This is a genomic window from Collinsella ihumii (assembly GCF_030385545.1).
Classification (GTDB): domain Bacteria; phylum Actinomycetota; class Coriobacteriia; order Coriobacteriales; family Coriobacteriaceae; genus Collinsella; species Collinsella ihumii.
The window spans coordinates 250,112-262,990 of the sequence record NZ_JAUEIQ010000002.1 but is presented as its reverse complement, the minus strand read 5'-3'; the positions used below and the strand labels follow the sequence as shown (position 1 = coordinate 262,990).

General features: G+C 64.3%; 10 protein-coding genes. 9 read left to right on the top strand and 1 reads right to left on the bottom strand.

The features are described 5' to 3' along the window. The first annotated feature begins 135 nt into the window (after positions 1–135). On the top strand, positions 136–1,560 hold the full coding sequence (locus tag QVN30_RS03345; protein ID WP_289835470.1) for a MurT ligase domain-containing protein: 1,425 nt from the start codon (positions 136–138) through the stop codon (positions 1,558–1,560). Next, complete coding sequence (locus QVN30_RS03340) at positions 1,550–2,320, top strand: glutamine amidotransferase (RefSeq protein WP_229254224.1); 771 nt, start codon at positions 1,550–1,552, stop codon at positions 2,318–2,320. Before QVN30_RS03345 ends, QVN30_RS03340 begins: the two co-directional genes overlap by 11 nt. Before the next feature lie 55 nt (positions 2,321–2,375). Here QVN30_RS03340 and QVN30_RS03335 read toward each other — a convergent pair whose 3' ends face one another. Then, a complete protein-coding gene (locus QVN30_RS03335) occupies positions 2,376–3,413 on the bottom strand; it encodes a C39 family peptidase (RefSeq protein WP_289835469.1) in 1,038 nt (345 codons plus the stop codon). Between the two features lie 1,130 nt (positions 3,414–4,543). On the opposite strand from QVN30_RS03335, the gene QVN30_RS03330 reads away from it, so the two are divergent. From QVN30_RS03330 to QVN30_RS03300, 7 genes are all read left to right on the top strand, one after another. Further along, positions 4,544–5,992 carry an APC family permease gene (locus QVN30_RS03330; RefSeq protein WP_066831645.1) on the top strand — a complete coding sequence of 483 codons (1,449 nt, stop codon included), beginning with the start codon at positions 4,544–4,546 and terminating at the stop codon, positions 5,990–5,992. Positions 5,993–6,075: 83 nt separating this feature from the next. Continuing rightward, entirely contained in the window at positions 6,076–7,350 is a 1,275-nt protein-coding gene (locus QVN30_RS03325) for a metal-dependent hydrolase family protein (protein WP_066831648.1), read from the top strand. A 258-nt stretch (positions 7,351–7,608) separates the two neighbouring features. After that, a complete protein-coding gene (locus QVN30_RS03320) occupies positions 7,609–8,943 on the top strand; it encodes a GAF domain-containing sensor histidine kinase (protein ID WP_204565019.1) in 1,335 nt (444 codons plus the stop codon). Between the two features lie 13 nt (positions 8,944–8,956). Then, positions 8,957–9,694: a LytR/AlgR family response regulator transcription factor gene (locus QVN30_RS03315; RefSeq protein ID WP_066831657.1), complete on the top strand. Its 738-nt coding sequence runs from the start codon at positions 8,957–8,959 to the stop codon at positions 9,692–9,694. 111 nt (positions 9,695–9,805) lie between these two features. Continuing rightward, positions 9,806–10,750 (top strand): zinc dependent phospholipase C family protein, encoded by a 945-nt coding sequence (locus QVN30_RS03310; protein WP_289835468.1) that lies wholly within the window; start codon positions 9,806–9,808, stop codon positions 10,748–10,750. 138 nt (positions 10,751–10,888) lie between these two features. Further along, the gene (locus tag QVN30_RS03305) at positions 10,889–12,139 is read left to right on the top strand and encodes an MFS transporter (protein ID WP_289835467.1); all 1,251 of its coding nucleotides are present in this window, start codon (positions 10,889–10,891) and stop codon (positions 12,137–12,139) included. A gap of 93 nt (positions 12,140–12,232) precedes the next feature. After that, the gene (locus QVN30_RS03300; RefSeq protein WP_289835466.1) at positions 12,233–12,811 is read left to right on the top strand and encodes a QueT transporter family protein; all 579 of its coding nucleotides are present in this window, start codon (positions 12,233–12,235) and stop codon (positions 12,809–12,811) included. Positions 12,812–12,879: the final 68 nt, after the last annotated feature.

Sequence of the window (12,879 nt, the reverse complement as noted above, 5' to 3'; positions counted from 1 at the left end):
GGGCGATGGACCACTCGCCGCCCCGTCGGCTTGTGATGAGGGCTTGCTGTGCTGGTGGAGGGTATTTGGCGACCTCGTGCGTGCCGTATAATGTCCTGTCGCAATGCCATAACTGATGGGGAAGGGATGCCAACAGTGAGCACTGCTGTTCAGGGCCGTCGTGGGCCCCGATTCTACCTTGCCATGGCGGCCTCGAAAGCTGCCGCCTCCGGCCTCAAGCTCCTGCATCGCAATGCAGGCCAGTTGCCGGGCGTGGTCGCCGAGAAGCTCGATCCGGCGTTCATCACGCATATCGATAAGCCCGAGCGCATCGTGTTCGTGTCGGGCACGAACGGTAAAACCACCACGAACAACCTGCTCAACGATCTGTTGAGGGATAACGGCGTCGACCTGGTCGACAATCGTGCGGGCGGAAACATCTTGACCGGCGTCGAGAGCACGCTGGTCAAAAACGCGGGGCTTTCGGGCCGCCAGCGCGTGCAGACCGCCGTCATGGAGCTCGACGAGCTGTCGTTCCGTCGCGTGCTGCCGCATGTGACGCCGCAGTTTCTGCTCGTCACGAACTTGTACCGCGACTCGTTCTCGCGCAACGCCAACCCCGATTTCATCTTCTCGGTGATGAGCGAGCACATTCCGGCGAGCACGCGCCTCATCCTGAACGCGGACGACCTGATCAGTTGCCGCCTGGCGCCGCAGAACCGCAACCGCGTCTACTTCTCGATGGGCCCGCTGGCCGAGGACACGTCGGAGCCGCAGGGCATCGCCTGCGACCTCACGGCGTGCCCGGAGTGCGGCGGCAAGCTGGAGTACGACTACTGCCACCTGCGCCACCTCGGGCATGCCCGCTGCGCATCCTGCGGATTCACCAATCCCGACCCGACGTACGAGGTCGTTGCGGTCGATCGCGCGGCGCACACGTTCACCGTGTGCGAGCACGCGGCGCCTGGTGAGCCGACCTACACCTACAGGTTCGGCGTGTATTCGCTCACCAACCTGTACAACCTGTTCGCGGCGACGGTCGTGGCGCGCGAGATGGGCATCTCGCCCGACGCCATCGCGGCCTCGCTCGAGCGCGGCATCAACGTGACCGCCGCGCGCTATGCGGAGCAGGAGGTCGGCGGCAAGCGCCTGGTCGCCCTGGCGTCCAAGGGCGAGAACAGTACGGCGACCTCGGTGGCGCTCGACACCATTCGGCGCGAGCCCGGCGACAAGATCGTCGTGCTCATGCTCGCCGACGCGCATAAGGCCGAAAGCCCCGTCACGACCGAGTACATCGGTTGGTACTACCAGGCCGATTTCGAGTATCTCACCGATCCGACGTTCAAGCAGATCGTCGTGCAGGGCGTGACCAACGAGGACCTGCTGCTCCGTCTGCGCCTTGCGGGCATCGACGAGGGGCGCCTCGTCATGGTCAAGACGCCGGAAGAGGCGGCGGACGCTATCGACCTGACGCTTTCCGATACGGTGTTCTGGGCGTACGACATCTTCAACGGCGACGACGTCGAGCGGAGCCGCGAGCGGCTCATCAAGCGAATCGAGGAGGGCTCCGATGTCCGATAGCATGCAGAAGAACCGCGGCGGCGCCCCGGTGATCGAGGTGCTGTTCCCCGAGTACGGCAATCAGGCGGGCGATAACGGCAACGTCATGTATCTGCGCGCCTGCCTGCCGAACGCCACGTTCATCGAGACGTCGCACGGCGCCGAGCCCTACTTCGCCACCGCTCGCCCCGACCTGATTATCATGTGCGGCATGACCGAGCGCCAGCAAAAGACGGTGATCGAGCGCCTGCGCCCCTATCGCGACCGTCTGGCCGAGCTGGTCGACGACGGCGTGCACATGCTGTTCACGGGCAACGCGCCCGAGGTGCTCTCCCGCGTGATCCGCGATGTCGACGGCGATTCGATCGAGGGCCTCGGGCTGCTCGACGTGGAGGTCGTGCGCAACATGGCCTCGCGCTACCTGTGCGTTCAGGTGGGCGAGTTCGTGCCGGAGCCGGGTGCCGCCCCTCTGGAGGTCGTTGGCTTCAAGATCCAGTTCACGCAGATGAAGGGTGACAACAGCTCGACGTTCTTCATCAAAGACAGCGCGGGCTGGGGCTTGGACGAGAAGAGCGTGCTCGAGGGCTTCCGCGTGAACAATCTCATCGCGACCTGGATCATCGGCCCGTTGCTGCCGCTCAATCCGCCGTTTACCGCCTGGCTGCTTTCGCAGGTGTGCGGCACGGACGACGTGACGCTTGCCTTTGAGGAGGAGGCGCGCGCGGCCTACGAAAAGCGCCTGAAGGAGCTCAAGGCCCCTGGCATGCATCTCGCGTATTAAGAAGGAGGGGCGCCGCCGGGCAACGCTGTCCGCGCCGGCGCCCCTATGCTGGGCGCTAATAGCTCGAATAGCTCCAGGCGACGTCGGTCTGGTTGATGATGCGGACGATGTCCCACTTGCGCGCGCTGTGCTCGGGGCTGTTGGGGTCGTACACCTCGACCATGGCGCGCTCGTCGATGCTTTTCAGCACGATGTAGTGGCCGACGTCGGTGAAGTCGCCCGGATCGACCACGCAGATGACGGGATGCCCGTTTTGTAGGGAGCTCTCGATATTGGCGCGCGTGGGGTTGATCATCTCGCCGTAGAACCCGAACGCCGCCGCCCCTTCGGTCATAAACGACCATTCGGTCGCTCCGGTGGGTGCGTAGTTGTTGTAGTCGGCCCACTGCGCCATAGTGCCGGGGTCCATGTCGGTGCTGCCCGTGAAATAGACATAGATCATGGTGAGCGCGGTCGGGCCGCAGGCGTTTTTGGCCACGGTGCCCCCGCCGTAGGGGAGGGTGGCCCACTGCGCATCGGTCTGGTAGAGATGGGGCATCTCGCCTTGGCGCCATGCGGAGACCGGCGTCGAGACGGGGAACTCGGTCGGGGTGAGTTCGGGCAAATCGAACATCAGCGATTCCGTTTCCGGGGCGATGCCTGCCTGCGGCTTGGAAATGAAGCTGCCGACGAGGAACAGGACGAGGCCGATGACGGCGCCGCGCAGCAGGATCGAGTGCACGCGGATAGGGGCGGCCTCGACGCGGCCGTAACCGGAACGTCCGCGCCTGCCGGCGCTGCCGATGCCGGCAGGTCTGCCGCCGCGCTGCGATGCGGAAAGCGGCTGGCCGATGACCGAGGAGGTGCGGGCCGCCCTGCCTCGTGTGCTCGGAGCCCGTCCGAGGCCGTATGAGGCGCCGCGCGAATGAATCGAGTTCGACGTGGGGGCGGCCGACCCCGACCTGAACGTGTTGTGCAGATGCTGGTCTCCGCGACCGCCTCGTGAGGACGGGCGGCAGGTGCGCGCCCGTGTCGTCGGCGGGTGCACGCGGTCGGAGATCGCGGCGATGACGGAGGAGGCGAGCGTCACGATGAACGGCTCTTTGCGCGCCAAGGCGCCTGAGCGCCGTGAGGGCGCGCGCTGTGCGTGCTTCTCCGGCTGGGGTGAGCGGGGCTGCGGCACCTGTCGGGAGGATGCGAGCCGGACGGAACCGCGACGTTGCGAACGATAGTCGTCCATGCTATCCCTCCTTGCGTCCTGTATATGAATAAAGGTGCAGCTTTTCCTATAGTACCGCGCGGTCCTGTTGAGAGATATCGCGCATCCGCTGTATCGACTGCTGGCTCAGGCGAATGGCGCACGCTGTCCGCCATTATTGAGTCGGATGCAAGCCGCGCAACGCTGCCAAGAGCCCGTCTTGGGCGCAATCGCAGCGGCTGGTGTCCGCCTAACTACCGCATCTACCTGGCTACCCGCTAAAGGGGCCCCGTAACTGTACCCCGAACTGCGGGAGAGGGCCCCTCGAGGGGCCCTCTCCCGCAGTTCGGGGTACAGTTACGGGGCCCCTTTAGCGGGTAATCCCGTGGTTTTTCGATGGCTCGGAGCATATCGAGACATGCACCAGCGTTTCCAGGGAGCGCCCAGCGTGTGAGGAGCGTCGGGCACGGCGCCACGTGACGGGCAGATTTCGGTTCCGTATGCGCGCGGTGGGCAAATCGCACCGTGAAAGTGCAGGATTGAGGGGGTCAATGTTTCCTGAAAATGAATTTGGTATCAAGTCGGGAAGTACGAATGGTAAACGGTCATATCTGACAAGCTTGCGACCTGCGGTTTCCTTGGTCAGCTGATTCCGGCGACCCCGGGAGGGGCCTCCGATCCGCCCCTATGCGGCCCTTCTTGCTCAAGATTTGATACCAAATTCAGAACAAGGTACCCGTGCACCTTGGTAAAACCTTTTACCAAGGTGTGATTTTGCACACGGGTGGATACGGCGGCTTCCTCACGCGCCCGGAAGCCCTGGACCACGTAAAGCACCTGTTGCGCGGCGCCGCCTTCGACCGCTCGTCGGCGATATGCATCCGCTCGTTTTCGCGTCGCTCCCTCAATCGGATTGAACGCGGGCCCGCTTCGATTCGCCCGTAAGGTGTGAGTCATGGAAGGCGCCGCCTCGCGCGCAGGGCTGGTGCCTTGAGGGAAGCATCGGAGTTGCCGATGCGTGTTCTATACAAGAAAGGAGGGACGATATGGCGGATACGAAAGCTGTCGCGGCTGCCGACCAGGGCGGTATGAAGAAGACCCTTTCGCTGTGGAACTTCTTTACCATCGGATTCGGCGCCATCATCGGCACCGGCTGGGTGCTGCAGGTGGGCGACTGGATGGTCGTCGGCGGCGGTCCCGTTCCCGCGATGATCGCGTTCCTTCTGGGTGCCATATTCCTGGTTCCCATCGGAGCGGTGTTTGGCGAGCTTACGGCTGCCATCCCCATCTCGGGCGGCATCGTCGAGTACGTGGACCGCAGTTTCGGGCGCATACCGTCCTACATCACCGGTTGGTTCTTGGCGCTTGGCAACGGCATCCTGTGCCCGTGGGAGGCCATCGCCATCTCTACGCTGGTATCCGACATGTTCGGCAGCCTGCCCGGCCTCGAGTGGCTGCGCGCGGTCAAGCTCTACACCATCCTGGGTGCCGACGTGTACCTCATCCCGACCGTCATCGCGCTCGGTTTCGCCGCGTACGTGATCTACCTCAACTTCCGCGGTGCCCAGTCTGCGGCCAAGCTGCAGGCGTTTCTCACCAAGGCGCTGCTGTGCGGCATGCTGCTCGCCATGGGCATCTCGATCTTCACTGGTTCGCCCGATAACGCCATGCCCGTGTTCTCGCAGGTCACGAATGCCGGCGGCAGCGAGTCCGCGACCTCTGCCGGCAACCTGTTCGCCGGCATCGTCTCCGTGCTCGTGCTGACCCCGTTCTTCTACGCGGGCTTCGACACGATCCCCCAGCAGGCCGAGGAGGCCGCCGAGGGTCTCAACTGGAACAAGTTCGGCAAGATCATCTCCCTTGCCCTGCTTGCCGCCGGCGGCTTCTACATCGTGTGCATCTACTCCTTCGGAACGATCCTCCCGTGGCATGAGTTCGTCGAGAGCCCCGTGCCCGCGCTGGCGTGCCTGAAGAACATCAACATGATCCTGTACGTCATCATGCTGTGCATCGCGACGCTCGGCCCCATGGGTCCCATGAACTCCTTCTACGGCGCCACGAGCCGCATCATGCTCGCCATGGGTCGCAAGGGTCAGCTGCCCGACAAGTTCGCCGAGGTCGATCCGCAGTCCGGCGCTCCCCGTCTTGCCTGCGTCGTGCTTGCGATCATCACCGTGGTCGGTCCGTTCCTGGGCAAGAACATGCTCATCCCGCTGACCAACGTGAGCGCCCTCGCCTTCATCTTCTCGTGCACCATGGTCGCCTTCGCATGCCTGCGCATGCGCTACACCGAGCCCGACCTGCCGCGCCCCTACAAGGTGCCCGGCGGCAAGTTCGGCATCGTGCTCGCCTGCCTGGCCGGCTGCATCATCATCGGCCTGCTCGTGCTGCCCTTCAGCCCCGCGTCGCTCAACCTCGTCGAGTGGTCGATCGTGCTGGGCTGGCTCGTGGTCGGCATCGTCCTCATGGTCGTCACCAGGGCCAAGAAGGCATAAGGGATGGGGCGGCCCCGGCACCATGCGCGGCCGCCCGATCTCCCATCGCATTCGTCCGTAACTTCCTATACAAGGAGGAAACAATGAGCAAGAACTACGCAATCGTACACGGCAAGCTTGTCGACGGCCTGGGTGGCGCCCCGGTCGAGGATTCGCTCGTGCTCGTCGAGGACGGCAAGATCACCTATGCCGGCTCCTACCAGGACGCGCCCGAGGGCTTTGAGGTCATCGACGCCGCCGGCAAGACCGTCATGCCCGGCCTGATCGACACCCACCTGCACTTCTCCGGTAACCTGACCGACGACGATACCGATTGGGTCATGCAGCCGCTTCTGGAGAAGCAGGCCGTGGCCGTCAAGCAGGCATATGACTGCCTGACCCACGGTCTGACCACCGTCTGTGAGATCGGCCGCTTCGGCATCCACGTGCGCGACTGCATCAACAACGGCGTCTTCAAGGGCCCGCGCGTCTATGCGACCGGTCTGGGCTTCTGCCGCACCGCCGGCCATGGCGACTCGCATCACTGCAGCCAGCTCGAGAACAAAGAGTCCCACCCCTGGGGCGACCAGGTCGACGGCCCCTGGGATCTGCGCAAGGCGGTGCGCCGTCGTCTGCGCGAGAACCCCGACGCCATCAAGATCTGGGCGACCGGCGGCGGCATCTGGCGCTGGGATTCCGGCCGCGACCAGCACTACTGCGCCGAGGAGATCAAGGCCGTGGTTGATGAGGCCAAGATGGTGGGGATCCCCGTGTGGAGCCACTGCTACAACTCTCACTCCGCCGCCTACGATTCGGTCCGCTTCGGTTGCGAGCAGCTGATCCACGGCTTCGACATCGACGAGCGCACCATGGACCTCATGGCCGAGCAGGGCACGTTCTTCACGCCCACCATCGGCTTCCTGCCCACCTGGTACTCCACCTATCCGCCGGTCTACGTGCCCGCGATTCACGACAAGTACGAGGGCACGCTCGTCGAGAAGGAGCTCCAGCGCAACTATGACTGCCTGCGCGAGGCCAAGAAACGCGGCGTCATCTTCACCATCGGTTCGGACTCCTTCAGCTTCGTGACGCCTTACGGCTACGTCACCATCGACGAGATGTACGACTTCGTCGACAAGGTCGGCATCTCCCCGCTCGAGACCATCACCTGCGCCACCATCAACGGCGCCAAGATGGCCCATTGCGACGATGAGACCGGTTCGCTCGAGGTGGGCAAGTGCGCCGACCTGCTGATCGTGAACGGCGATCCGGCCAAGAACATCCATGACCTCACGCCCGAGAACATGGACGTCATCATGAAGGACGGCTGGATCGTCGATTCCGGCACCTTCGGCGAGCGCAACAAATATTCCGCCTAGACGATACAACCTCTCCTTTCAGTGACCCGGCCTGCGCGTCCGTACGGGGGCGCGCGGCCGGGCCCGCGCTTTGCGCAGGTAGCAGGGCGTGCGGCTGCTCAGCCTATTAGTGAACCCCTGGTAGGTGAGGGCGCCACAAGGTAGTATGGACGACGTTTGGGGCGATGCCCCTTTTTCGCGTTGAGGGCAGAGGGGGCGATTATGGTCAGGGTTCCACATCCTATTCGATGGTCTCGCCGGTTGAATCCCACGAAGGTGATGCGGTCGAGCCAGGTGATCATGACCGTCCTGCTGGGCCTTTGCGTGCCGCTGCTGCTGATCCTGCTCGTGTGGGACCTGATGGACAATCCGCATCCCGTTCCCGCCGTGGTGTCCATCGCCGGCCTCGTGCTTCTGTGCTTCTTCTTCTCGTACGTGTTCGTGGTCCCCGATGACCTGACGTCGAGCGCGACCGACCGCACTTTGAGCATCGCCTCCAAGATCTTCACGTACACGCGCCATGGCATGACGCCGGCCGCGGCGCTCGGCGCCTGCCGGATCATCCTGCCCGAGACGCTGGCCTCGGCGATCTGTATCACCGACGGCAAGCAGGTGATCGCCTGCTGGGGCGAGGGGTCCGACCGCTGCCCTCCGGGCACGCCGGTGTCGCTCGCCACCACCAAGCAGGTGATCGAGTCGGGCGCCATGAGCGTGTTCTCGCGCGACGTTTCGGCCTCCGAGGAGCGCCGCTACTTTCCGCGCCTGCGCGCCGGCGTGGCGGCGCCGCTGGCCGTGCGCGGGCGGTGCGTGGGCACGTTCGAGCTGTACTACCCGCGCTTCAGCAACATCGACATGCGCCAGACGGCGCTCGCGACCGGTTTTGCCGACCTCATCTCCACCCAGCTGGCGAGTTTCGAGCTCGAGCGCCAGGATGAGGTGACGGCCCGCGTGGAGCTGCGCGCACTGCAGTCCCAGGTCGACCCGCATTTCCTGTTCAACACCATCGGCACGATCGTGTCGCTCGTGCGCACCGAGCCCGAGAAGGCCCGCTCGCTGCTCATAGACTTCTCGAACTACTATCGCCGGACGCTGTCTGATTCGGACACGCTCACCACGCTTGAGCACGAGGTCGAGCAGGGCATTCGCTACATCAACCTCATGCAGGCCCGCTACGGGGCGGAGCGGCTGCATGTGCGCGTGGATATCGACCGGCAGACGCTCGGATGCCGCGTGCCGCCGTTCATCTTGCAGCCGCTGCTCGAGAACTGCATCAAGCACGCCATGCGCGAGGCGGCGCCGCTGTCGATCGTGGTGTCGTCGCGCGCGACGGCCCGCGGGCTTAAGGTCATGGTCGCCGACGACGGCATCGGCATGGGCGAAGAGGTCCTCGCGCATCTGTTCGAGCCGCGCGAGGTGGCGGTCGACGAGCCCCGGACGCTGACGGCAGACGGATCGGTCAAGCGCGGATGCGGCCTCGCGCTGTCGAACGTGCTCATGCGCATCCGGTTCTTCTTCGGCGACGACTCGGGCATCCGGGTGGAGTCGCAGCAGGACGTGGGCACCAAGGTGACGGTCGAGCTTGTGGGCGAGCCGCGCGAGCCGAGCCATGCATAAGAGGGGAGAGGCAATGGAGCGTTGTGGATGGAGCGCGCTTGTGGTGGACGACGAGCCGCCGATCCGTGCCGAGCTGCGCTATCTGTTAGAGCGCGACAGCCGCATCGGCGCGATTGACGAGGCGGCAAACGGCAGCGAGGCGGTGGAGAAGCTGCTTGCCGGCCGTCCCGACGTGCTGTTCTTGGACATCCAGATGCCCGGGACGAGCGGCATCAAGCTCGCCGAGACGCTGAGGAACCTCAAGACGCCGCCGGCGGTGGTGTTCGTGACGGCCTTTTCCGAGTACGCCGCCGAGGCCTTCGAGCTCGACGCGGTCGACTACGTGCTCAAACCCGTCGAGGAGGCGCGCCTGGCGCGCGCTCTCGACAAGGTTGCGGCGCTGCTGGGCGCCCGCTGCGCGCCCGTTCCCGCCGAGCGGGTCCACCGGCTCGCTGTCGAGCGCGGAGGGCACCATGCGTTCATTCCGGTGAGCGACATCTGCTATATCGAGGCCAAGGCGGACTACTCGAGCGTGATCTGTCCGACGGGGACCTATCTTGCCAACGAATCCATCTCCTCGCTCGAGCGTCGTCTGGCCGATGACGGCTTTTTGCGCGTGCACCGCAGCTATCTGGTGAACGTGGACGAGGTGCACGACATCGAGGTGACGCGCAGCGGCCTGATGGAGCTGCGCTGCAGCCGCATCGATGCCGTGGTTCCCGTGTCGAGGCGCCGTGCGGCGGAGGCCAAATCCCGTCTCGGCCTCACCTAGGGCGTCGTGCTCTCGGTGAAATGAAGGCGGTCCCATTCCGTCAAAGTGTCCCGACATCGCCAAAGTGGGAATAATGGGCAAGAGCTTTTACGCGTTTGGAAGGAAGTCGCTATGCCCGCGCTGATCACCCACCATCTGTTTGGCGAAGAAAGCATCGATCGTTTGCCCGTAGGCGTCATCACGGCCGAAGAGGAGCGCATCGCGTTTTTGATCGGCAACCAGGGCCCCGATCCGTTCTTCTTCCATGCGAGGTCGACGAGGGCGTCCGCGTGCATGCAGCTCGGCAGCCGTATGCATGCTGCGCGCATATCGCGGCAGTTTGCCGCCCTGCGCGACGGTGTCGGTCATCTGCCCGATCGCGACGCCAGCCTGGGCAGGGCGTTCGTGCTCGGCCTGCTGTCCCACTACGTGCTCGACCGCAACGCGCATCCCTTCGTGTACGACCAGCAGTGGGGCATCCAGCGCATGGACGAAGACCTCGCCCGTTCGGGCGGAAAGGTCCATGCGGTGATCGAGGCGGACCTGGACGTCTTGATGGTGCAGATCAAGCGCAACGGGGCAACCTGCGCCGATTATCCGCCGGTCGACGAGCTGGTGACGACTGAGCGCGTCAACAAGGTCGCCGGCGCCTTGATGAGCTTTGTCGCCAAGAGCGTGTACGGGCTCGAGGTCGGCGCTGCCGACTACGGCGGAGCGGTGGCCGACATGCAGCTGGTCTATCGCCTGGTCGAACCCGCGGGCTCGCTCGCATCGGGCATCATCGGCAGGCTCGAGGGGCTCATGACCGATTACTCGCTGCTCGCCTCGCTTGCCCATCGCGTGACGGACGAGCCGCCCGCGGGCGCGGGGAACCTCGCTTACCGGGCCTGGAGCAACCCCTTCACGCATGCCGGCTCGAACGAGAGTTTCCCCGAGGTCTTCGATCGCGCGCTCGACGACTACCGCCTCGCGGTGGAGCGGTTCCTCCAGACGGGCAACATGGAGGCGGTGACCGGCCACATGAACTATTCGGGCCGCATCCTCGATGCCGACGAGGAGTACGACGGCGAGGAGTGACTCCCCGCCCCCTGCTGCTGCAGGGGTGCTCCATGGAAGGCGCCGATCGGCCGCCCCCCGAAGGGCTTAACATAATCCTGACGCAGTTCGGGCGCTTCGTGCCGTACCATAGGTCAGATGCCTATTGGAGGGGACGAAATGAAATACACCAAGCTCGAGCGCAACTGGGTCATGTACGACGTGGGCAATTCCGCCCTCGTGCTGCTCAACACCTCGGTCGTGCCCATTTATTTCGACGCCATCAACACCGGGGCCTCGTCGGCGGAGCTCGTGACCGCGTGGGCGAACGCCCAGACCATCGCGTCGCTCGTGGTCGCGCTGCTCATGCCCATCCTGGGCTCGCTTGCGGACTTTACCGGCAACAAGATCAAATTCTTCCTGGGATTTTTCCTCACCGGCCTGGTGCTGTGCCTGGCGCAGGCCATCCCCATGGGCGCCATGCCGTTTCTGATCATCTACGTGCTGTGTACCATCGGCCTCAACTCGTCCATGACGTTCTACGACGCCATGCTGCCCGATGTCACGACCGACGAGCGCATGGACAGCGTGTCGAGCTCGGGGTACGCATGGGGCTACATCGGCTCCTGCGTCCCGTTCATGGTGTGCATCGCCCTCATCATGCTGGGGCCGAGCGTGCTGGGCCTCGATATGATGGTGGCCACGCGCCTGTCGTTCGTCATCACCGGCGCTTGGTGGCTCATCTTCACCCTGCCGCTGCTGCGCACCTACAAGCAGCGGTTCGGCAAGGAGCTCGCCCCCGGCGAGACGCCCGCCTCCGAGATCGCCAAGACGTTCCGCGGTCTGGCGGCCACGCTCAAGCGCATCGCCTCCGACCGTGCGCTGCTCATCTACATGGTCGCGTTCTTCTTCTACATCGACGGCGTGCACACGGTCATCTCCATGTCCACCACGTACGGGACCTCGCTGGGCATCGATTCCACCCAGCTGATCTTGGCACTGCTCGTCACCCAGTTCGTGGCGTTTCCCTCCGCCATCGCCTACGGCAAGCTCGCCGGCACGTTCGGCACGCTGCGCATGATCATGATCGCGGTGTTCGCCTACGTGTGCATCGTGCTGTTCGCCGCGTTCTTCCTCAGGACGGCGACGGAGTTTTGGATCCTCGCCATCGCCGTCGGCATGTTCCAGGGTGGCATCCAGGCGCTTTCGCGCAGCTTCTTCGGCAAGCTCATTCCCAAGGAGCGCGCCAACGAGTACTACGGCTTTTTTGACATTTTCGGGCGGTACGCCTCTGTCATGGGAACTCTGCTAGTATCGGTCGTGACATCGCTCACGGGGAATCCTTCTTTAGGAGTGCTTTCCATCGGGATTCTCTTGGTTGTGGGCTTTGTCCTGCTAGTAAAGCTCTCCAGTATGCGAGGCGTCTCGTAGACGGTACCGCGCCGCCCCATACCCGCACCTTCGTCGGAGGGCTTTGCTGCAAACCAGTAAAGCCCTCCGATTTTGTAGAAGGTGACCTTGAACATGAAAACGAACTACATCGCCCGCGCCGGCGTCATCGCGGCCGTCTATGCGGCCTGCACGCTGGTGACCATGCTCTTTTTGGGCAACCTGGCCTGGGGCCCCATCCAGTTCCGCATCTCCGAGGCGCTCTGCGCGCTCGCGCTGCTGACGCCCGCCGCCGTGCCCGGCCTCATGCTGGGCTGCGCCATCGCCAACATCGCCAACATCGCGCTGTCGGGCACCGGTGCGCTCGGCCTGCTCGATGTGGTGTTCGGCTCGCTGGCGACGTGCGTCGGCGCGCTGTTCACGTGGAAGATGCGCAGGCATCCGGCGATCGCCCTTGCCGGCCCCGTGCTCGCCAACGCGCTGATCGTCCCCGCGTACCTGCCCATACTCCTGACGGGCGTCGGTTTCTACACCATCCCCTTCACGTCCATCTCGCTCGACGGCGCATGGCCGCTCATGTATCTGTTCGGACTCGTGACGACCGGCGCTGGTGAAGCGGTTATCATGTATGTTCTGGGGTACCCGCTCTACCGTTCGCTGGCCAAAACGCACATGATGCAGCGTGAGGTGTCCGAGGTGGGTACAAGCAGATAAGGGCGGAAAGAGGATTTGTCTGCCTCCTCTTTCTGCGTGGCAAAACCGCGTGGCGTGGGGAAAGGGGA

Excerpts from the sequence above, each read along its gene's own strand:
- QVN30_RS03315 (WP_066831657.1), top strand. The coding sequence starts at position 8,957 with ATGGAGCGTTGTGGATGGAGCGCGCTTGTGGTGGACGACGAGCCGCCG.
- QVN30_RS03320 (WP_204565019.1), top strand. The coding sequence starts at position 7,609 with ATGCGGTCGAGCCAGGTGATCATGACCGTCCTGCTGGGCCTTTGCGTG.
- QVN30_RS03305 (WP_289835467.1), top strand. The coding sequence starts at position 10,889 with ATGAAATACACCAAGCTCGAGCGCAACTGGGTCATGTACGACGTGGGC.
- QVN30_RS03330 (WP_066831645.1), top strand. The coding sequence starts at position 4,544 with ATGGCGGATACGAAAGCTGTCGCGGCTGCCGACCAGGGCGGTATGAAG.
- QVN30_RS03325 (WP_066831648.1), top strand. The coding sequence starts at position 6,076 with ATGAGCAAGAACTACGCAATCGTACACGGCAAGCTTGTCGACGGCCTG.
- QVN30_RS03340 (WP_229254224.1), top strand. The coding sequence starts at position 1,550 with ATGTCCGATAGCATGCAGAAGAACCGCGGCGGCGCCCCGGTGATCGAG.
- QVN30_RS03310 (WP_289835468.1), top strand. The coding sequence starts at position 9,806 with ATGCCCGCGCTGATCACCCACCATCTGTTTGGCGAAGAAAGCATCGAT.
- QVN30_RS03300 (WP_289835466.1), top strand. The coding sequence starts at position 12,233 with ATGAAAACGAACTACATCGCCCGCGCCGGCGTCATCGCGGCCGTCTAT.